Source organism: Marinicrinis lubricantis (genome assembly GCF_042658665.1).
GTDB lineage: Bacteria > Bacillota > Bacilli > Paenibacillales > KCTC-33676 > Marinicrinis > Marinicrinis lubricantis.
Genome location: NZ_JBHSQV010000002.1, coordinates 1 through 21,074, shown reverse-complemented (window position 1 = coordinate 21,074; position 21,074 = coordinate 1). Strand labels below are relative to the sequence as shown.

General features: G+C 44.8%; 19 protein-coding genes and 1 rRNA gene. 18 read left to right on the top strand and 2 right to left on the bottom strand.

All coding sequences use genetic code 11. From position 1 onward, the window contains the following. Positions 1 to 69: 69 nt before the first annotated feature. The 11 genes from ACFPXP_RS00340 to ACFPXP_RS00290 all read left to right on the top strand — a co-directional run bounded on the left by ACFPXP_RS00340 (position 70) and on the right by ACFPXP_RS00290 (position 10,128). Positions 70 to 570, top strand: coding sequence for a phosphatidylglycerophosphatase A family protein (locus ACFPXP_RS00340; RefSeq protein WP_379891338.1), 501 nt, complete (start codon positions 70 to 72; stop codon positions 568 to 570). A gap of 135 nt (positions 571 to 705) precedes the next feature. Next, positions 706 to 894, top strand: coding sequence for a glutamate decarboxylase (locus tag ACFPXP_RS00335; RefSeq protein WP_379891336.1), 189 nt, complete (start codon positions 706 to 708; stop codon positions 892 to 894). Positions 895 to 986: 92 nt separating this feature from the next. Continuing rightward, entirely contained in the window at positions 987 to 1,847 is an 861-nt protein-coding gene (gene accD / locus ACFPXP_RS00330) for an acetyl-CoA carboxylase, carboxyltransferase subunit beta (RefSeq protein WP_379891334.1), read from the top strand. Then, positions 1,848 to 2,810: an acetyl-CoA carboxylase carboxyl transferase subunit alpha gene (accA, locus tag ACFPXP_RS00325; RefSeq protein ID WP_379891332.1), complete on the top strand. Its 963-nt coding sequence runs from the start codon at positions 1,848 to 1,850 to the stop codon at positions 2,808 to 2,810. A gap of 253 nt (positions 2,811 to 3,063) precedes the next feature. Next, positions 3,064 to 4,818, top strand: a complete 1,755-nt coding sequence (gene pyk / locus ACFPXP_RS00320) for a pyruvate kinase (protein WP_379891330.1) — start codon at positions 3,064 to 3,066, stop codon at positions 4,816 to 4,818. A gap of 126 nt (positions 4,819 to 4,944) precedes the next feature. Continuing rightward, positions 4,945 to 5,364 (top strand): acyl-CoA thioesterase, encoded by a 420-nt coding sequence (locus ACFPXP_RS00315; RefSeq protein ID WP_379891328.1) that lies wholly within the window; start codon positions 4,945 to 4,947, stop codon positions 5,362 to 5,364. 8 nt (positions 5,365 to 5,372) lie between these two features. Then, a complete protein-coding gene (locus ACFPXP_RS00310; RefSeq protein ID WP_379891326.1) occupies positions 5,373 to 5,771 on the top strand; it encodes an FxsA family protein in 399 nt (132 codons plus the stop codon). 408 nt (positions 5,772 to 6,179) lie between these two features. After that, a complete protein-coding gene (gene citZ / locus ACFPXP_RS00305; protein WP_379891324.1) occupies positions 6,180 to 7,295 on the top strand; it encodes a citrate synthase in 1,116 nt (371 codons plus the stop codon). A gap of 103 nt (positions 7,296 to 7,398) precedes the next feature. Beyond that, the gene (gene icd / locus ACFPXP_RS00300) at positions 7,399 to 8,697 is read left to right on the top strand and encodes an NADP-dependent isocitrate dehydrogenase (protein WP_379891322.1); all 1,299 of its coding nucleotides are present in this window, start codon (positions 7,399 to 7,401) and stop codon (positions 8,695 to 8,697) included. Positions 8,698 to 8,709: 12 nt separating this feature from the next. Continuing rightward, the gene (mdh, locus tag ACFPXP_RS00295; protein ID WP_379891320.1) at positions 8,710 to 9,654 is read left to right on the top strand and encodes a malate dehydrogenase; all 945 of its coding nucleotides are present in this window, start codon (positions 8,710 to 8,712) and stop codon (positions 9,652 to 9,654) included. Between the two features lie 75 nt (positions 9,655 to 9,729). Beyond that, positions 9,730 to 10,128, top strand: coding sequence for a hypothetical protein (locus tag ACFPXP_RS00290; protein WP_379891318.1), 399 nt, complete (start codon positions 9,730 to 9,732; stop codon positions 10,126 to 10,128). On the opposite strand, the gene yfbR is transcribed toward ACFPXP_RS00290, so the two are convergent. Next, positions 10,100 to 10,705: a 5'-deoxynucleotidase gene (gene yfbR, locus ACFPXP_RS00285; RefSeq protein WP_379891316.1), complete on the bottom strand. Its 606-nt coding sequence runs from the start codon at positions 10,703 to 10,705 to the stop codon at positions 10,100 to 10,102. The two genes, ACFPXP_RS00290 and yfbR, sit on opposite strands and share 29 nt — an antisense overlap. A gap of 166 nt (positions 10,706 to 10,871) precedes the next feature. Between yfbR and ACFPXP_RS00280 the strand changes: the two genes are divergently transcribed. The 5 genes from ACFPXP_RS00280 to ACFPXP_RS00260 all read left to right on the top strand — a co-directional run bounded on the left by ACFPXP_RS00280 (position 10,872) and on the right by ACFPXP_RS00260 (position 17,438). Continuing rightward, on the top strand, positions 10,872 to 12,020 hold the full coding sequence (locus tag ACFPXP_RS00280; RefSeq protein ID WP_379891314.1) for an acyltransferase: 1,149 nt from the start codon (positions 10,872 to 10,874) through the stop codon (positions 12,018 to 12,020). Positions 12,021 to 12,116: 96 nt separating this feature from the next. Continuing rightward, complete coding sequence (locus ACFPXP_RS00275) at positions 12,117 to 13,664, top strand: fumarate hydratase (protein ID WP_379891312.1); 1,548 nt, start codon at positions 12,117 to 12,119, stop codon at positions 13,662 to 13,664. Further along, positions 13,661 to 14,662 (top strand): bile acid:sodium symporter family protein, encoded by a 1,002-nt coding sequence (locus ACFPXP_RS00270; RefSeq protein ID WP_379891310.1) that lies wholly within the window; start codon positions 13,661 to 13,663, stop codon positions 14,660 to 14,662. Before ACFPXP_RS00275 ends, ACFPXP_RS00270 begins: the two co-directional genes overlap by 4 nt. 118 nt (positions 14,663 to 14,780) lie before the next feature. Further along, on the top strand, positions 14,781 to 16,574 hold the full coding sequence (gene pnpS, locus ACFPXP_RS00265) for a two-component system histidine kinase PnpS (RefSeq protein ID WP_379891308.1): 1,794 nt from the start codon (positions 14,781 to 14,783) through the stop codon (positions 16,572 to 16,574). 138 nt (positions 16,575 to 16,712) lie between these two features. Beyond that, a complete protein-coding gene (locus tag ACFPXP_RS00260) occupies positions 16,713 to 17,438 on the top strand; it encodes a response regulator transcription factor (RefSeq protein ID WP_379891306.1) in 726 nt (241 codons plus the stop codon). A 9-nt stretch (positions 17,439 to 17,447) separates the two neighbouring features. Here ACFPXP_RS00260 and ACFPXP_RS00255 read toward each other — a convergent pair whose 3' ends face one another. Continuing rightward, entirely contained in the window at positions 17,448 to 18,311 is an 864-nt protein-coding gene (locus ACFPXP_RS00255; RefSeq protein ID WP_379891304.1) for an AraC family transcriptional regulator, read from the bottom strand. Positions 18,312 to 18,507: 196 nt separating this feature from the next. On the opposite strand from ACFPXP_RS00255, the gene ACFPXP_RS00250 reads away from it, so the two are divergent. Next, on the top strand, positions 18,508 to 19,590 hold the full coding sequence (locus ACFPXP_RS00250; protein ID WP_379891302.1) for a Gfo/Idh/MocA family protein: 1,083 nt from the start codon (positions 18,508 to 18,510) through the stop codon (positions 19,588 to 19,590). Between the two features lie 948 nt (positions 19,591 to 20,538). Next, positions 20,539 to 21,074 (top strand): 16S ribosomal RNA (locus tag ACFPXP_RS00245); the annotation flags it as partial.

Genomic DNA, 21,074 nt, shown 5'->3' with positions numbered 1-21,074 from the left:
ATGACATGAAACAATTATCGCTTCCCCGCATACATTTGATGTACAGACATTGAAGGAGGCGGCTGGTCCATGAGTGAAAGCCACATCGCGAAGCTGCTGAGCAAAAGAGGCGTAAGTTTGGAAGATATAGCTGATATCGTTCATCTGCTGCAATTGCCGTATAATCCAACATTAACGAAGGAAGAATGCTTGGAAAGCGTTCATGCTGTTCTGCAAAAACGAGAAGTACAGTATGCTCTTTATACAGGGATTGCGCTGGATGAATTGGCTGAGAAAAAGCAGCTTCCCCAGCCGCTGCAGTCTATTATGGAAGCGGATGAGCCGCTGTACGGTGTGGATGAAACGTTGGCACTTGGAATTATTAACGTCTACGGCATGATCGGGCTCACAAGCTTTGGTTATTTAGACAAGCAAAAGCCTCTAATTATCCGACTTTTGAATGACAAAAGATCCGGCATTCATGTTTTTCTGGACGATCTAGTCGCGGGATTGGCTGCTGCGGCTTCTGCGAGAATTGCGCATAACGATGACCAAGCGAACCGCTATATTATGGATTCATCTGAGGAATAATGGTTCAGGAACAATTTAAATCTTAAGACTGGACCTGTGCTGTTTTCTTGCGGTGAAAAGAGAAGTTGTGATATCATTAATCCATTGTAGAAGGCTATGTGCCCAGAGTGTTTGTTCAGGAGGGTTACCATTTGTATGTGGACGGTCATCTATATTGCGCCTACCGTAAAGATTGCCGATAAGATCCAGGCGAAATTAACGCAGGAAGGATTTTTAGTCCAAGCTAGGGCTATTAATCTATCGAAGCAGCAGTTTGAAATCCTTGTACCTAAGACCGAAGTTGCAGAAGTTCAGGAAGTGTTAAACTCCATCCTACACTCATAATGAACTTCAGGTGCACTTGCCTGCCCTCTGTGTTTTGTTAAAGCGCACTCTGCTCTGTAATGGACGAAAATACCGCCTTGTGGGGTGTAAATGTGTTAAGGGACTTTTTTAATAAAAAGCGAAAATATGCTACCGTTCCTTCGGATCGTTCGAAGCGGGACATCCCGGAAGGGCTCATGTCGAAATGCCCTAAGTGCGGAACGATCATTTTCAGTAAGGAATTAGAGAAGAACTTGAAAGTATGTACCGAATGCGGATACCACTTTAAGTTGAACGCGATCGAACGGATTCGTCTCACATTGGATGAGGGACGAATATTTGAATATGACAGCGATATGATCTCTGAAGATCCATTAGAATTCCCTGGATACAAGGAAAAGCTGGTCAAACAAGCAGAAAAATCGGACATGAAGGATGCGGTTGTTACCGGAGAAGGCACGATTTCCGGCTATCCTGTCGTGGTAGCTGTGATGAGCTTCGACTTTTTCAGTGGAAGCATGGGGTCTGTCGTAGGAGAGAAAATTACCCGGGCTATTGAAAGGGCGGCACAAAAACAGTATCCGCTTATTGTTTTCTCTACCTCAGGCGGCGCGAGAATGCAGGAAAGCATTTTGAGCTTAATGCAGATGGCTAAAACGAGCGCTGCACTCAAAAGGTTCAGCGACCAGGGAGGATTATTTATCTCCGTCTTTACAGATCCAACACTCGGTGGGGTATCTGCAAGCTTTGCGATGCTCGGAGATGTAATTTTGGCTGAACCCGGTGCCATTGTAGGATTTGCTGGAAGAATCGTCATTGAGCAGACCATCCGCCAGAAGCTGCCGGATAATTTCCAAACGGCAGAATTCAATCTAGAGCACGGGCAAATCGATAAGGTTGTGGAACGCAAGCAGTTGAAATCGACGCTCGCTCAAATCATTGATCTGCATACTGTGAAGAAGGGGGAGATATAAATGGCGGGAGAATTGCCATTTGAACAACCTCTTGAAGAATTAAGAGCGAAAATAAGCGAATTGAAACGTTTTGGGGAAGAAAGAGGGATCGATTTTTCGGAAGAAATCGCTCGCTTGGAAGAACGTTATCGTAAACTGGAGCGGGAAGTGTTTACTTCTTTGTCTGCTCCCCAGAAAATGCAGCTGGCAAGGCACCCGCAGAGACCGACAACACTTGATTATATACAGCACATTTTTGATGATTTTATTGAGTTTCACGGTGATCGAGCCTTTGCTGATGATCTTTCCATCGTCGGAGGCATTGCTCGGCTTGAAGGGGTCGCTGTTACCGTAGTAGGCCATCAGAAGGGAAAGGATACGAAGGACAATATTGCTCGCAATTTTGGTATGCCTCACCCCGAAGGATTTCGCAAAGGATTGCGACTGATGCAGCAAGCCGATAAATTCAATCGTCCTATCGTTACTTTTATCGATACACCTGGTGCTTATCCTGGAGGAGCTGCTGAGGAAAGAGGACAAGCTGAGGCCATTGCCCGTAATCTCATGGAAATGGCTGGTTTTCGCGTGCCTATCATTTGTGTAGTCATTGGTGAAGGCGGGAGCGGCGGAGCATTAGCGCTGGGCGTTGGCAATAGGGTACTTATGCTTGAGAACTCGATATATTCCGTTATCTCTCCTAACGGCGCGGCATCCATCTTGTGGAAGGACGCTTCCAAAGCGGACAAGGCTGCAGAAGCGATGAAAATTACGGCAAAAGATTTGCTCGAACTCGAAGTGATCGACGGTATTATTCCGGAGCCTCAAGGAGGCGCGCACAAAGATGTAGTTCAGCAGTCGAATGCCATCAAAGAGCAGCTCGTACAAGATTTAAAGGTTTTGCTTCAAAAGAAGCCTGAACAGCTTGTCGAAGAACGGTACCAAAAATACCGCTCCATTGGGCGATTTACGACGATTCAGGAATGAATGCAGACTGCTCAATGGGATCACCCGTGAATGTATAAGTTGAAACAGGATCAACCGCTTCAGGTTATTGTTGATCAATTTCATTACACCGCATAGTCGAATCGATTGATTCACTCTATAATTCTTCCGAATGAAAGACTGGACATGGCAGATACTATACATAATGTTCCTGCAGTCAGACGGTTTATGCGATATGAAATTGATTTCTATATATAACATACTTTTGGATACTAAGTAGGAGGACATGGAAACCATGCGGAAAACGAAAATTGTTTGTACTATCGGCCCAGCTAGTGAATCATTAGAAAACACAAAGAAGCTTATTGAGGCGGGAATGAATGTGGCCCGTTTGAACTTTTCTCACGGTGATTTCGATGAGCACGGCAATCGGATTAAGAACATTCGTCAGGCGAGTCAAGAGTTGAATAAAACGGTAGCGATTTTGCTCGATACCAAAGGTCCTGAAATCCGGACTGGAAAATTGAAGGAAGAGCCGATTGAACTCGTTCAAGATGAATTCATTACATTAACAACGGAAGAAATTTTAGGGGATAAAGATCGAATCTCTATCACATATGCGGATCTTCCTAAGGATGTTGAACCTGGATCTACGATTTTGATTGATGACGGTCTGATCGGATTGACTGTTGTTGAAGTTAGCGGCACGGAAATTAAATGCCAAATCGTGAACGGCGGTACCATTAAGAGCAAGAAAGGTGTTAACGTTCCAGGCGTGAAAATCTCTTTGCCAGGTATTACCGAGAAGGATGCGAACGACATTATCTTCGGTATTGAGCAGGGGATTGATTTTATTGCCGCTTCTTTCGTTCGTAAAGCCAGCGATGTGTTGGAAATTCGCGAGCTTCTGGAAAAGCACGATGCGACGCACATTCAAATCATTTCAAAAATTGAAAACCAAGAAGGCGTAGACAATCTGGATGAAATTCTTGAAGTATCCGACGGCCTAATGGTTGCCCGCGGTGACTTGGGCGTAGAGATTCCTGCGGAAGAAGTGCCGCTTGTTCAAAAACGGATGATCAAGAAGTGTAATCTCGCCGGAAAGCCAGTTATTACTGCGACACAAATGCTGGATTCGATGCAGCGCAATCCTCGTCCAACTCGCGCAGAGGCTAGTGACGTGGCGAATGCGATCTTCGATGGTACGGACGCGATTATGCTGTCCGGTGAAACCGCGGCAGGAAAATATCCAGTTGAATCGGTTCTTACGATGTCCCGCATTGCGGAAAGAGCGGAATCTGCACTGGACTACAGAGAGATTTTCTTGAAGCAAAGTGAAGCTCAGCAAACGAATGTGACGGAAGCGATCAGTCAGGCCGTAGCAAACTCTGCGCTTGATTTGAATGCAACGGCGATTATTACGTCGACAGAGAGTGGTTATACGGCAAGAATGGTATCCAAATATCGTCCAAAGGCACCGATCTTGGCTGTCACTCAGCATGAACAAGTAATGAGAAAAATGTGCTTGATCTGGGGAACGATTCCTTTGAAAGGTCAAAATGCCGATACGACAGATGATATGTTCCAGCATGCATTGGATCAAGCAAGTGCAAAAGGCTATATCCAAGAAGGAGATTTGGTTGTGATTACTGCGGGTGTACCGGTCGGCCGCGCAGGTACGACGAACTTAATTAAGGTTCATCACGTAGGTGATCTCTTGGGTAAAGGACAAGGTATCGGTTCACTGAATGCAACAGGCAAAGTCGTCGTAGCTCGTGATGCTGCTGAAGCGAACAGCAGAGCGTTCGAAGGCTGTGTGCTCGTAGTCCATTCGACAGATAAGGAATATATGCCTGCGATTGAAAAGGCAACAGCAGTCATAACAGAAGCGGGAGGTATTACTTCCCATGCGGCTGTTGTAGGTTTGAATCTGGGCAAAGCAGTTATCGTAGGCATGGAGAATGCAACGACACTGCTGACAGATGGAGCAGAAGTCAGCGTTTATGGAGAACTTGGAGTTGTGAAATCAGGCAAATCCAATATGATCTAAAATCGTTCCTCTTCTAAGCAGATTGGATTAAAAAAGTACAAGATGCAGGGTGTGTGCGTGCGTTCTTAGTGAACGCTGTACATACCCTGCTTTTTAAATATATGTTGATGGAGAGGAGGGAACAAGTTGGAGGGAAATTGGAATTGTCATGAAATTAGGGTAAGATATCAGGAAACGGATCAAATGGGCGTTGTTTATCACGCCAATTATTTGAATTGGTTTGAAATCGGCAGAACCGAATGGATCAGGTCGCATGGTATCGCCTATGGAGAGATTGAGCGTAAAGGATTGCTGCTTCCGGTAACAGATCTAGAAATATCATATAAGCAGCCGGCGAAATATGATGACATCGTTCAAGTGTGGACAAAGCTTTCTTCCTTCTCCTATATAAGGCTGGAATTTGAAGTGAAGGTGACACGAAACGATACTTTATTGGTGGAAGGCCGGACGAAGCATGTCTGGGTGAATCGGGAGTTTAAGCCTGTCAGGCTGGACAAAACAGCACCGGAATTGTTTTCGTTGTTGAAGGAAAAATATAAGGCGTGAGGTGTACTATGTTTAAGTTCATTGTGCCGATACTCATTATTGTTCCTGCTGTAGAAATATTAGGATTTCTAACCATCGGAAGCTGGATCGGTGCTCTGCCGACCTTTCTTCTAGTGCTTGCTACGGGTTTTCTAGGCGCTTTTTTAGCGAAGAGCCAGGCAGAAAAGGTATGGAAAGACGCGGCCGCTCAATTTTCTTCAGGTAAAATACCGGGGAAATCGATTTTGGATGGAATCTGTATTTTCACAGGCGGTTTGCTGCTGCTTACACCTGGCTTTTTCACAGATGCCATTGGGCTGCTGCTCCTCCTTCCGGGCTCGCGTATGTTTTTCAGACTGCTGCTCCTGCAGTGGATTCGAAAAGGGATTGAGAAAGGCAACATACGATTTTTCGGCCGTTTCCGATAATGCATAAGAGCCGGAGGTTGGATTTGAACCAACTCTTACCAACAAGCGCTCTTATGCAATTTTGTTATATGTGATATGTTATAGATAAGTGGAATAAAACATTTTATTGTATTGATAACTATTTTTTATGGCAATTTTATTCACATATTGTTCAATTTCCTTTATTATTAAGGAGAGCGCTTTATTGATAACATTACGTTATGATAAAGAAACAAATGATTTTGTTTAGACATCATGAAAACGCATATATTTTGTGACAAACTGCACACCTTAATTATTTTTTAGAAGGATTGGCTTATGCGGCGGATTCATATGCGCCGTTCGTCATTCAACATTCAGCCTTAGGCTGTATCGAATATTTCTAAAAGGCTGTTGTTTGTAGAAAACGAGTATAAAGGAGAGAGAACAATGACGGCAACCAAGGGATTGGAAGGAATTGTTGCAACCACATCCTCAATCAGCTCCATCATTGACGGTGTGTTGACTTACCGTGGGATCAACATTGATGAGTTGGCGGAGAAAGCTTCGTTCGAAGAAGTCGTGTATTTATTATGGTTTGGCAAGCTTCCAAACCGCCAGGAATTAAATGATCTGCAAGCGCAGTTGGATCAAGAGGCTGCATTGCCTGCAGAAGTGATCGATTACATTAAATCGCTGCCCAATGGGGTTCATTCCATGGCTGCACTTCGCTCTATCGTATCGACCTTGGCATTATATGATCCTGAAGCTGGTGATATGGATCAAGCCAGCAATGTTCGTAAAGCCATTCGACTTCAGGCACAATTGCCAACGATCGTGGCAGCGTTTGCAAGGATCAGACAAGGGCTCGAGCCCCTCGCACCGAAAAAAGGAGAATCGATTGCCGCCAATTTCCTTTATATGCTAACTGGAGAAAAACCTGAGGACATTGCAGTAGAAGCGATGAATAAAGCATTGATTCTGCATGCTGACCATGAGCTTAACGCTTCGACTTTCGCAGCTCGTGTGACGGTAGCAACTTTATCGGATATTTATTCTGGTGTGGTTTCTGCGATCGGTGCATTGAAGGGCCCGCTTCATGGAGGAGCCAACGAGCAAGTGATGGCTATGCTTGAAGAAATCGGAAGCCCCGAGAAAGTGCAAGCTTACATTCAAGATAAGCTGAACAATAAGGTTAAAATCATGGGATTTGGCCACCGAGTTTACAAGAATGGCGATCCTAGAGCCAAGCATCTGCAGGCCATGTCCAAGCAATTAGGCCAACTGACAGGGGACTTGTCCTGGTATGATATGTCCACACAAATCGAGGAGCTTGTTACAGGCATGAAAGGCCTGAAACCGAATGTCGATTTTTATTCCGCTTCGGTTTATACGACTCTTGGCATTCCAAGAGACTTGTTTACGCCGATCTTTGCCATGAGCCGTGTTTCCGGCTGGACCGCACATATTTTAGAGCAGTATGAGGACAATCGTTTGATCCGTCCTCGCGCAGAATATGTTGGACCTTCAAATGCACAGTATATTGTTTTGGAAGATCGTGTATAATTGAAGACGAATTGATAATCATCATATGGCGCTGTGGAGCCGAATCGATTCAGTATTCGGCTCCCTCGCCATGTGAGGAGATATATAAAAGGAGGAACCATCAATGGTTGAATTTAAACAATACGAATTGCCGAAATCCGGTGAGCCGATCTCACTAACGAATGGTAAGCTGAATGTACCGAACAATCCGATCGTACCTTTTATCGAAGGTGACGGAACAGGTCCTGATATCTGGGCTGCTTCCCAACGTGTGTTGGACGCAGCGGTAGAGAAGGCATATAATGGCGAACGCAAAATTGCATGGTATGAAGTATATGCAGGTGAGAAAGCTTTCAATAAATTCAATGAGTGGTTGCCAGAGGATACTTTAACGGCGATCAAGGAATACTTGATTGCGATCAAAGGACCTCTTACAACGCCAATTGGCGGCGGTATTCGTTCCTTGAACGTAGCTCTTCGTCAAGAATTAGATCTGTACAGCTGCGTACGTCCAGTACGTTATTTCCAAGGCGTTCCTTCACCAGTGAGACGTCCGGAATTAGTCGACATGGTTATTTTCCGGGAGAATACAGAAGATATTTACGCAGGTATCGAGTACAAAGCGTTCTCTGACGAAGTGAAGAAAGTCATTGAGTTTTTACAAAATGAAATGGGTGTAAACAAAATCCGCTTCCCTGAAAGCTCTGGTATTGGTATTAAGCCTGTATCGGAAGAAGGAAGCAAGCGTTTGATTCGTGCCGCAATCGAATACGCAATTCAGCATAACCGGAAGAGCGTTACCCTGGTACATAAAGGGAATATCATGAAGTTTACTGAGGGTGCATTCAAGAACTGGGGATATGAACTGGCAGAACAGGAATACGGAGATAAAACATTTACTTGGGGACAATATGACCGCATTAAGGCTGAGCAAGGTACAGAAGCTGCGGATAAAGCTCAAGAAGAGGCTCAAGCTCAAGGCAAAATTATTGTGAAAGATGCAATTGCCGATATTGCTCTGCAGCAAGTATTGACTCGCCCAACTGACTTTGATGTGATCGCTACGCTGAATTTGAACGGTGACTATTTGTCTGATGCATTAGCTGCACAGGTCGGAGGTATCGGTATTGCTCCTGGAGCGAACATCAACTATGTGACGGGTCACGCCATTTTCGAAGCGACTCACGGTACAGCTCCGAAATATGCGGGATTGGATGTCGTTAACCCAGGTTCGGTAATTTTGTCCGGCGTTCTTATGCTAGAGCATATGGGTTGGAACGAGGCAGCTGATCTTATTTATAAAGGTCTAGAAAAATCAATTAGTGACAAAACGGTTACTTATGACTTTGCTCGATTGATGGATGGAGCTACCAAAGTGAAGTGTTCCGAGTTCGGAGATCTCATTATTAAAAATATGGGATAGGAGACCAGAACAATGGCGATTCAGCGCAAAAAAATTACGGTTGTGGGCGCCGGCTTTACGGGAGCAACTACAGCACTCATGCTTGTTCAAAAAGAGCTTGGAGACGTAGTATTAGTTGATATTCCTCAGCTTGAAAATCCTACGAAGGGTAAGGCTTTAGACATGCTGGAAGCCGGACCGGTACAAGGATACGACAGCAATATTACCGGAACATCCAATTACGAGGATGCGAAGGATTCGGATATCGTTATTATTACAGCTGGTATTGCCCGTAAGCCTGGAATGAGTCGAGACGATTTGGTTAACACAAATGCTGGAATTATGAAATCGGTATGTGAAAACATTAAAACATACGCACCGAATGCTTATGTGATTATTTTAAGCAATCCGGTTGACGCAATGACCTACGTTGCATTCAAAACGTTAGGATTTCCAAAAAACAGAGTCATTGGCCAATCCGGCGTATTGGATACAACTCGTTACTTTACGTTCATCTCGCAGGAGCTGAATGTATCTGTAGAAGATGTTCACGGATTCGTATTAGGAGGCCATGGCGATGATATGGTTCCTCTCGTTCGTTATACGAATGTCGCCGGCATTCCGATTGATCAATTAATTCCACAAAATCGCATCGATGCTATCGTTCAGCGTACCCGCACCGGAGGCGGTGAAATCGTGAGTCTTCTCGGCAACGGCAGTGCTTACTATGCACCTGCTGCCTCATTGGTTCAAATGACCGAGGCCATCTTGAAGGATAAAAAACGTCTCCTGCCTTCCATTGCTTTGCTGCAAGGGGAATATGGATACAACGATTTGTTCATCGGTGTTCCAACCATACTTGGCGGAGACGGCATCGAGAAAATTATTGAACTGAATTTAACTGCGGAAGAAAAAGCGGCGCTTAATAAATCGGCTCAATCGGTGCGCAATGTCATTCAAGTTGTAGAACAAGGCTAAAATTGTGTTAAAATGATGATAAAGGAGTACCGTTTAAGGTACTCCTTTCAAGCATCATACAGGAGGAATTTGGAAATGTACGAAACAATGAAATGGCTTCATATCATTTCGGCTTACTTACTTGTGCTTTATGTACTGATTCCTTTTTTGGTCGGAGCCGCTAAACGGAACACTGGTTTGGCATCGTTCTTGGCAGGCTATAACCGGATCGGTCAATACTTGCTGATCATTGCCTTTCTAGCTGGAGGGTATATGATTAGTCAGGTGGAGGGATACAGTACGCTTTGGATTATCGTGGCGATTGTGCTGGTGCTGGTTATGTTCGCAATGTCTGGAATGATGGGAAAGCCACTGAAAGCTCTCAAGAACCGAGATACTTCATCTGCAGGCAAAGCTGTTACCTTCAGCATCGTGTTTATCGTGGCGTATGCTGCAATTATGGCCATTATGAGTAATCCTCAGTGGCTGTCTTAGAAAGCTCATCAAGTGTCATTTCAAAGCTAGGTGCGAAATGGTTCATAAAGTAAGTCACTTCTTCCATTTGGAGTGCCTTTAGCTGTTGTTCTGTTTCTACCTTAGCTACAGTGAATTCCCGGTTGCCGGCGGATATTTCGGAGGTGCATTTGATGTAAGCATCGAGAAGATCCGCCGCTTTCACATAAGCATACAGCTCCGGGGCTTCTTGATGGCCAAGAATGTGACTGCTGAAGATGCTTCTCATGTCTCCTGGAACCATGCTGATCAAACGTTCGGCAGCCATTGCTTCAATTTCACGAAAATTGCTTAAAAGCTTAGGGTTATGATGTTTGACAGGAGTTGGAATATCGCCGGTAATCATTTCCGTTGCGTCATGGAATAATGCAAGACATACGGCTTTTTCCGTTGCTACTGACTTATGGAACACTTCATTCGCAATCGTGCATAAGGTATGAGTCAACAGAGATACGTAGTAGGAATGTTCGGCAACATTCTCATCCGTTACATTGCGCATGAGGCTCCAGCGTTTGATATGGCGAAGGCGATACATGTATGCTAAATAATGGTATTGCATGCGGGACCTCCTTCGTTTATAGAAAATTAAACTATGATTGTAATATAACAAAGCTCTGTTTTACTGTCTAACCATTTCCGTCATAGATAGAATCATAATAAACAATAGAATATTCCCCTGCGTGATGCTCCGTCTGGATATTTAACAAAAGTGAAGGAGTTCTTTCATGAAGAACATTCCGAAAGAAACGAATTCAAGACCGTTTCTGCCGCAGCTGAATATCATCAGGGCTTTGGCTATACTGTCAGTCATCACAGTTCATTCTACTTCATCAGCAGTGGCGCAGCTGGATAAGCATTCTGCATTGTATCCAGTATACAATTTTATCAATATCTTTTTTCGAGTTGGGACGCCTACTTTCATATTTTTAAGCGCATTCGTGCTGTTCTATAGTTATATGAATCGACCGCTCAGCAGCTCGATGCTGAAAAGATTTTATAAAAATCGGTTTTTATATATTTTAATTCCATACGTTTTATTTTCCTTGCTGTACTTTATTCCGCTGGCGCTATTCATCTATGATTTTCAAACGATTTGGGATGCGCTGCAGAACTTCTTCTTGAAATTGGCTACAGGGAAAGCCTATGCTCACTTATATTTTGTTTTTATAAATATACAGTTTTATTTGATGTTTCCGCTGCTTCTATGGATGTTCAAAAGTAAACCAAAGCTTCTGATCCATAGTTTGTGGATTGGTTTTCTCATTCAATGGGCGTTCTATTTGCTGAATCATACCTATTTTGAATTTCAATATAAAGGCAGCATTTCATTCTCCTATTTCTCTTATTATTTTGCGGGTGCTTTCATGGGCATCTACTATCAAAAGGTTCTGCGTTGGTTGAGAGGATGGAGAAAATATGTGCTGTGGGCCGCTTGGCTTAGCGCAGCGTTATTTCACGTCTATGTGTACCAAACAACACGAGTTGACGGAAAAATATGGGATATGGCGTTCTACGAAGGGGCGTGGAACGTTCATACGATTTTAACGGCATTCGTATTATTTCATCTTGGTTTTTTAATATATGACAAAACGGCGCCCAAATTGCTTCAAGTGTTATCGCGTATTGGCGCTTATTCCTTCGGCATTTATTTGCTTCATCCTTTTATTCTGTTGGTTTACCGCAGGCTGATTACGGTAGGAGATCCGGTAGGCTTTCATTTATACACTGCAGCCGGTTGGTTTCTTGCATTCGGAATCTCCTGGGCGTCAGTCACCATCGCTTTTCGTTACATTCCGCTGGCTTGGCTCGTATTTGGATCGAATCCGGATTCGTCTCGGAACAGTTCGACACATCGAACCAGCAGACGAGCGTGAGCCTATGATTTAATGGGATCGAGACAATGACTTTGCAATGACCTTATGTAGTATTTCTATTGAAAACAGATATATAGAGAGGGGAAACGTTCCATCATGAAGCAATTTGAGCAAAGTGTCTATGAGCTGATCGTACAAACATCGACGATTCTACCTGCAGATGTAAGAAAAGCAATACAGCAAGCACAAAGAGTGGAAGATGCGGGGACAAGAGCAGCTTTGGCACTTTCAACCGTAGCGAATAACATTACGATGGCGGAAGACAATTTATCTCCAATCTGTCAAGATACGGGGATGCCTACTTTTTTCATTCACTGTCCGGTTGGAGCTAACCAACTTGAAATGACGAAGTCGATCAAATCCGCGATTCAGCGTGCGACAAAGGACGGTATTTTGCGTCCTAACTCTGTTGATTCGATCACAGGTAAAAATAGCGGTGACAATTTGGGTGAAGGTACGCCAGTGATTCATTACGAGCAGTGGGAGAAGGAACAGATCGAAGTCAAGCTGATCTTGAAAGGCGGCGGTTGTGAGAATAAGAACATTCAGTACAGCTTGCCTATGGAACTGGAAGGTCTGGGCAAAGCCGGGAGAGATTTAGACGGCATTCGCAAATGTATTCTGCACGCTGTATATCAAGCTCAAGGTCAAGGATGTGGAGCTGGCTTCATCGGTGTAGGGATCGGCGGCGATCGGACGACAGGTTATGAACTCGCGAAGAAACAGCTTCTGCGTGCTGTAGATGATACAAATCCGAATGAGGATCTGCAGAAGCTGGAAGATTACATCATGGAAACGGCCAATAAGCTTGGAATCGGTACGATGGGTTTTGGTGGAAAGACAACACTGCTGGGCTGTAAAGTGGCCGCAATGAACCGTCTGCCAGCAAGCTTTTTCGTATCGGTAGCCTACAATTGCTGGGCGTTCCGCAGACAAGGTGTGCTGCTGGACGCAGCGACAGGCGAGATCTCGGAATGGCAGTATACTCGCGGGACTGAACTGCCGATGGAAGCTTCCTCCGAAGCTGCAGCAGCGGCGGATGGAACAAGCCAAGGTGAGGATCGCAGAGAGGTCGTACTGAAGACGCCTTTAACTGAGGAACAGGTAAGACAGCTTAAGGTAGGCGATGTGGTGATTTTGAACGGTCCATTATACACGGGAAGAGATGCACTTCATAAGTATTTGATGGATCATGATGCCCCTGTCGATCTGAATGGTGCAGTCATCTATCACTGTGGTCCAGTCATGATGAAGGACGGAGAGGAATGGAAAGTCAAAGCGGCAGGACCGACAACGAGTATTCGTGAGGAGCCTTATCAAGGAGATATCATGAAGAAATTCGGCATCCGCGCAGTGATCGGAAAGGGCGGCATGGGCGCCAAAACGCTAGCTGCTCTTAAGGAGCATGGCGGTGTTTATTTGAATGCCATCGGCGGTGCCGCACAGTATTATGCGGATGCGATTCAGAAAGTCACCGGTGTAGACTTCATGGAGTTCGGTATCCCTGAAGCCATGTGGCATATGGAGGTTCAAAATTTTGCCGCGATCGTCACGATGGATTCACATGGCAACAGCCTTCATGCTGATGTAGAAAAAGATTCTCTGGAAAAATTGAAAATGCACAAGGAGCCGGTCTTTCAATGATAACGCGTTGGAATGGTTTGCAGCGGCAATTTCAACAGCGTATAGACCGTCATATGATGATATGGACCCCATCAGCTTTGCTGGTGGGAATTATTTTTACCAAGGGGATTGCTCCCCTGCAATCGGCTGTCCCCTATTTGTTTGCGATCGTTACGTTTGTCATGGGTCTTGGGTGCAGCTTTATACAGCTGAAGGAAGCAGCTAAAGAATGGCGGCGTTGTCTTTATATTTTGCTTACGGTGCACGGAGCACTTCCATTATTGGCATGGCTCATTGGTACGATCAGTTTTGGCAGTGACTCTCCCATTACCGTTGGGCTGATCATGTTTACGGCGATTCCAATTGGTGTGGCTACCATGATCTGGGTCGGTGTTGCAGGAGGCAACGTATCGTTTGCGATGTCACTGGTAACTGTGGATACACTGCTGAGTCCATTGACGGTTCCAGCGATATTGTTTTTATTTTCAGGGGAAACCGTTCATTTCAGTATTTGGGAGTTACTTTGGGATCTGCTCTCTATCGTCGTGCTTCCGACCTTATGCGGAATGCTTCTGAGTCATTATGTACGCTCACCATGGCTGCAGCTGGCAAAACCAACGCTGAGCAGTGTTTCGAAACTGAGTTTCTTGTTCGTGCTCATCATTAACGCCGCTGTCATTGCACCGTTGGCTCGCTTGATCGGGGATCAATGGATATCGATCGTTGCCTCAGCGGTGGTTCTAATCAGCTTGGGGTACGTTATTGGATGGGTGATCGAAAGGCTTTCACCTAATAAAGGAGCCTTATGGGAGACGATGTACGGCTGCGGATTAAGAAATATCTCGTTAGGATTGGTGATCGCTGCAGGTCATTTCACACCGCTTGCATCTGCTCCGATTATCATGTCTGTTATGCTGCAGCAGCCAATTGCCGCCGTCACCTACCGGTTGTTTGGAAAGTCAGGCAAGTCAGGCAAGTCAGGCAAGTCAGGCAAATTGAATAATACCGCTGCACATTAACGAAAAATTAACTCGATTTCTAGTGAGAGCGTCATATAAGATAAATAGATATGATCGAGTGGTGTTGTGGTCGTATGGCTTCATGAGCAGAACATGATATAAAGGATGGGTGCATACCGTGCGCAGATTCCGTAACAAGCTCACAATCTTATTTATTGTTCTCGTTGGCGCATCAGTGCTGGGCGTAGGTTTGATCTCGGCGAATCACTTGAAAAACTCGCTGATCGAAACGATGGAAGACGGGATGGAGAGAGAAATTCGTACGATTCTGGCAACGGTGCCGTGGGATGGCGATGGTTCGCAAACAGATCAGGCTGAGAGACTGTCTAGTTTTGCGAAAACACTAAAAGAGAGCAGCGGTGCCAGAGTCACTTTTATTTCGGCCGATGGAATGGTGCTTGGTGATTCGGATCATGATTATGAAACGATGGACAATCATATCGACCGGGAAGAAATTCAACAAGCAAGAGAACAAGGCCGAGGCAGTGAAATACGTTACAGCAAGACATTGGATCAGCAGATGCTTTATGTCGCATTGCCTGTAATGCAGGATCAGCAGTTGGCAGGATATGTTAGACTTGCTTTCAGCTTAGAGCATGTGGAAGATCAAGTGGGACGGACATGGTCGTTTCTTGCCTGGGGAATTGTGATATTGTTTCTCGCCGCCGGAGCTGTAAGCTATAGTATCGCGAAAAGTTTAACAAAGCCTTTGGAAACGATGATGGATGTCGCGCAGCAAATATCTCATTTTAACTACGACGCAAGAGTTCCTACGCAGAGAAAAGATGAGATTGGACAGCTCGGTCAAGCGATCAATAAAATGGCGGAAAGTCTTCAGCAGCAGGTAAAGCATATTTCAAAAAACGAAACTCGCTTGGCGAAGGTGCTGGAAAGTATGATCAGCGGGGTCATTCTTATTGATCAAGAAGGGAAATTTGTCCTGCTTAACCGTTCCGCTGAAGAAATCCTCGGATATCGGGAAAAAGAATTGAAGGGCAAAAATTTTGAGCAGACGAAGCAGCCAAAAGAATTAACCGAATTGATCAAGGCATGCATGAAGCAGAATGAACGCATTCGGGATGAGATGGTATTTCATTATCCGATGGAACGGATGGTGGAAGTCAGCTTAGTTCCACTCGCCAGCCGCGGACAGCATTCAGAAGTCGTCATGGTGCTGCACGATATAACAGATATTCGGCGGTTGGAGAAGATGAGAAGCGAATTCGTTGCGAATGTGTCGCATGAGCTCAAGACACCGATTGCTGCCGTTAAAGGTTTCGCGGAAACGCTCCTGTCTGGTGCTTTGCATGATGAGGAAACGTTAAAATCATTTTTACAAATTATTTATGATGAGAGCGCCCGATTGGATCGCTTGATCATGGATATATTAGAACTATCGAAAATTGAGTCGAAGCGGACACCACTTCAATTTTCACCTGTTCATATGCGGAGCTTCTCGCAAAAAACGGTCAATATGCTTAACGCTGAAGCCGAAAAGAAAGATATTCGTCTTGAAATGGACGTTAACGAGGAGTTGTATCTTGAAGCGGATGAAGATCGACTTCGTCAAATTCTTCTTAATTTGCTTTCTAATGGGATCAACTATACGCCGCCTGGCGGGATGGTAAAGCTGTCAGTTAAGCCGAAATATGAGTCAGGAAAGAAGGATTACGACGATTTGCAGATCGTAGTCGAGGATACGGGAATCGGCATTCCGAAAAAGGACCTTCCCCGTATTTTTGAACGTTTTTACAGGGTGGATAAGGCAAGGTCAAGAAGCTCTGGCGGTACGGGCTTGGGTTTATCAATTGTCAAACATTTGGTAGAATCCCATCAAGGCATCATCTGGGTCGAAAGCCACCCCGGTATGGGCAGCCGATTTATTATCGAGCTTCCGGTGATCCAATCTTAGCGTGAGATCATGCTTCTTTACATCATTTTGCTTACAATTTACACTCTGTTAACAATTCCTTAAAACATTATTTACAAAAGCGTGATATGATTATATTAAAAAGACAGAACGTGAATGCTATCATCTAGGAGGTTGCCCATGGCGCCTAAAATATTAGTAATAGAAGATGAACCAACGCTTTCAAGGTTGTTGTCCTATAATCTCACGCAAGAGGGTTACGAAATCCAAGTCGTTGAAGATGGAGGAATGGGTTACCACACTGCACTTGAGCAGACCTTCGATTTGATTATTCTTGATATTATGCTGCCAGGGATGAACGGTTTTGAAGTACTGAACAAACTGCGAAAAAAAGGGGTTCAAACCTCCGTTATTATTTTAACGGCAAGAAATGCAGAGGATGAAGTCGTGCAGGGTCTTCGACATGGGGCAGACGATTATATTACGAAGCCATTTGGGGTCGCGGAGCTGCTGGCAAGAGTGTCTGCTGTGTTGAGAAGATCGCGCAATCATCTTCCAGGGATCGAGGTACCGGCTGAGGAAGACCAAGTGATCGAAGTGGGAGAGCTTCAGATATTTCCCGAGAAATATGAAGTGCATTTGAACGGTCAATCGATCTCGCTCAGACCTAAGGAGTTTGAAGTGCTTCTTTATTTGGTACAGCGCCCAGGGGTTGTCGTAACCAGAGATGATCTGATGAACATTGTGTGGGGCTTTGATTATATTGGCGGACAGAGGACAGTTGACGTTCATGTGAGTTCTCTTCGCAAAAAATTAGAGCTGGATCAGGAAAGCGTGCAGATCGAATCGATACGCGGCGTAGGTTATAAGTTGGTTGTCAAAAAAACGGCAAAAAAGAACATATAAAATGCTCTCTTAGTGCGACCAAGAGAGCATTTTTTTTCTGAATTCATTCGGAGAGCAGCCGTTGTATTTGCGGAAGCACTTGTAAAAGTGGGCCATATTCGGCATACCGATCAATTCTCCAATATAAGATACACTGAAATCCTTCGTCAGCAGCAGGCGTTCAGATTTCTTGATTTTTTTGTAATTGACGTAGTCGGTGAACGACATCCCAACCGCTTTTTTGAAAAACTTGCAAAAATAATAATAGCTCATATTGGCCAGTTTGCAGGCTTCTTCGACATGGAGTTTATCGTCGAGATGGGCCTCGATATAGTCTAGAACCGGTTTCATTCGATTGAATTCCGGATTAACGCGCTCTTTAATCAGCTTGCGCTGGTCACTTCGCAGCAGAGCAAGTAAAATGCGCTGGATGGATAGGGTAACGGCAATTTCATAGCCTCTCCGCTTTTCCTTGGATTCCTGATGGATTTGTTTGACACATTCAAATACTTCCCGCGTTGCGGTATGATTCGTTTGAAAAATATAATTTAGCAGAGTTAAGGAGCTTTCCGTTTCTGCGAATAGATTGTAATACTGAATAATGCTGGGCTCGAAAAACTGCTCCATATCAAACTGCAGCACCGTATAATCGAGCTTTTCCGAGTGAGCTTTGTCTCGGTGAAGCTGGTTCGGGCCGATGAGTACAACGTCCCCGCTTTTAAGCAGGTAGATGTCATTTTCAATGTGTACTTCAAGCTCGCCTTTGGAAACTGCAAGTATTTCCGTTTCCTTATGCAGGTGCCAATTGTTGAATTGATCTGCTGCACGAATGGAGCTGAAAACTCTTAAACTGAGCAGCGGGTTTTCGTAATCGATTTTTTCAGTGATAATCATATCGATCTACCTCACAATGACAAAAAAGCATAAATGTTGAACTATTGGATACATTACATTTTGTGTGTGCATTTTTTATACTGAGAATAGCCTTTCATGTACATATTATAAGGGAAAACATTGAAAAGTAAAATGAAAGGCAATCAGATTGAAGGCGCTTTAATAATGATTTTATAGAAAAATGGAGGTTTCATGCATGACAAAAAAGTTGAAATTCGGAATTATCGGATGCGGAGGCATCGCGAACGGTAAACATTTGCCAAGCTTGTCTAAACAACCTCAAGCGGAACTTGTTGCTTTTTGCGACATCGTTTTGGAAAAAGCTCAAAAAGCAGCTGAGCAATATGGTGTGGAAGGCGCAAAAGTTACTGCTGACTACATGGAGCTTGTGAACGACCCGAGCATCGATGTGATTCATGTATGTACGCCGAACGATTCCCATGCGGATATTGCGATTGCAGCGCTTGAAGCTGGCAAGCATGTCAACTGTGAGAAGCCGATGGCGAAGACCGCAGCAGATGCACGCAGAATGTATGAAGCATCTTTGAAGTCCGATAAAAAGCTGACGATCAGCTACCAAAATCGGTTCCGGAATGACAGCCGATATCTGAAGGAAGCTTGCGACAACGGTGAGCTTGGAGAAATTTATTTTGCTAAAGCGCATGCGGTACGCCGCCGTGCCGTTCCAACTTGGGGTGTTTTTCTTGACGAAGAGAAGCAAGGTGGAGGCCCACTCATTGACATCGGTACTCATGCATTGGATCTTACCTTGTACATGATGAACAATTACGATCCAGCAGTCGTATTGGGTCAATCGTTCCACAAGCTGTCTTCCCGCGAAAACGCAGCGAATGCTTTTGGTCCTTGGGATCCGAAGGAATTCACAGTTGAAGATTCGGCTTTCGGTATGATCCGCATGAAAAATGGCGCGACGATCATTCTTGAGTCTTCTTGGGCGCTAAATACGCTTGAAGTGGACGAAGCGAAATGCTCCCTCAGCGGTACAGAAGGCGGAGCTGATATGAAAGATGGACTGCGTATTAACGGTGAAAAATACGGCAAGCTCTTTACAAACAAGATCGATACAGAGATTGGCGGAGTAGCATTCTACAGCGGAGAAGCTGAAAGAGACTCTGATGTAGAAATGAGAATGTGGATTGACGCGATTTTGAATGATAAGGAACCTGTAGTTCAGCCGAAACAAGCGCTTGTGGTTTCTGAGATTCTTGAGGCGATTTACGAATCCGCGAAAACAGGCAAAGCAGTTTATTTCGATTAATTATTACATCATGGCCTTCGGTAGTGAACATTGCTCGGAGGCCATGAGTTTTATTGAGGAGTGATACGGGCTGGAATTAGGAATGATATAAGATGATATGTTGATTGATGTGGTGTATGGAAAAAAGTAGTGGTTGAACTTACTTTATGAACTTGATATATTGTTCTTCCGGCTCCTGAACGGGCAGCCAATGTGAAAGTTCAAATTGCAGTTCTGAGAAAACAGTTCAGCAGGATCATCACATAGATGACATCGCGGATTGGAAGAAGATTGCACTTGTAATGGAGTCACCAATCATGATATATTATAACTCCTGCCGCTGATGAGGCGGTTAGGAAAGGAAGCTTGAGAGCAGCTGGAATGAGTTCGGGTGGTAAGCATCCATGAGATGAACATTACGAACTGGAAAAAAGTTGCACTTGCAAATAGGCTTCCAAACATGATATATTTTAATTCCGGCTGTCGGACAGGCAGTTGGCTGGAAGTGAAGAGCGCAGCTTTGAAATGATGGTTCTACGGTGGACATCGAATGATGACATCGGAAACTGGAAAAAAGTTGCACTTGCAAATGAGCTTCCAATCATGATATATTTTAACTCCGGCCGTTAAGGCGGCTCGGTGAAAAAGTGATTTGTTCTTTGAAAACTGAACAACGAGTGAAACTGTGCGGATCTCTTCGGAGATTCAAAATTAGTCAGTAACGTGATGACTTTTATTTCTTCGGATGACGTTGAAATATAAGCATCGAAATGAGCAAGACAAACGATTCAATACTTTTTACCGACGCTTCTTCCTCTGAATTCTTGTTGGATCGTACGTGGTTCATGTCCGTTCCAACGCTAAGGTAAGGAATTAGCGTCTTTTACCGGCGATTTTTACTCTTGAATTCTTGTTGGAACAAACGTGTACCGTTGTTTGTCCCAACATTAAGGAAAGTAAAGATCACCTGAATTGGAGAGTTTGATCCTGGCTCAGGACGAACGCTGGCGGCGTGCCTAATACATGCAAGTCGAGCGGAGCCGATGAGAAGCTTGCTTCTCTGAGGCTTAGCGGCGAACGGGTGAGTAACACGTAGGCAACCTGCCTGTAAGACTGGGATAACTAACGGAAACGTTAGCTAATACCGGATAGTTCTTGTCTCTGCATGGGGAGNGTAGGGTAACGGCCTACCTAGGCGACGATGCGTAGCCGACCTGAGAGGGTGATCGGCCACACTGGGACTGAGACACGGCCCAGACTCCTACGGGAGGCAGCAGTAGGGAATCTTCGGCAATGGGCGAAAGCCTGACCGAGCAACGCCGCGTGAGTGAGGAAGGCCTTCGGGTCGTAAAGCTCTGTTGCCAGGGAAGAACGCCGCCATGTTAACTGCATGGCGGGTGACGGTACCTGAGAAGAAAGCCCCGGCTAACTACGTGCCAGCAGCCGCGGTAATACGTAGGGGGCAAGCGTTGTCCGGAATTATTGGGCGTAAAGCGCGCGCAGGC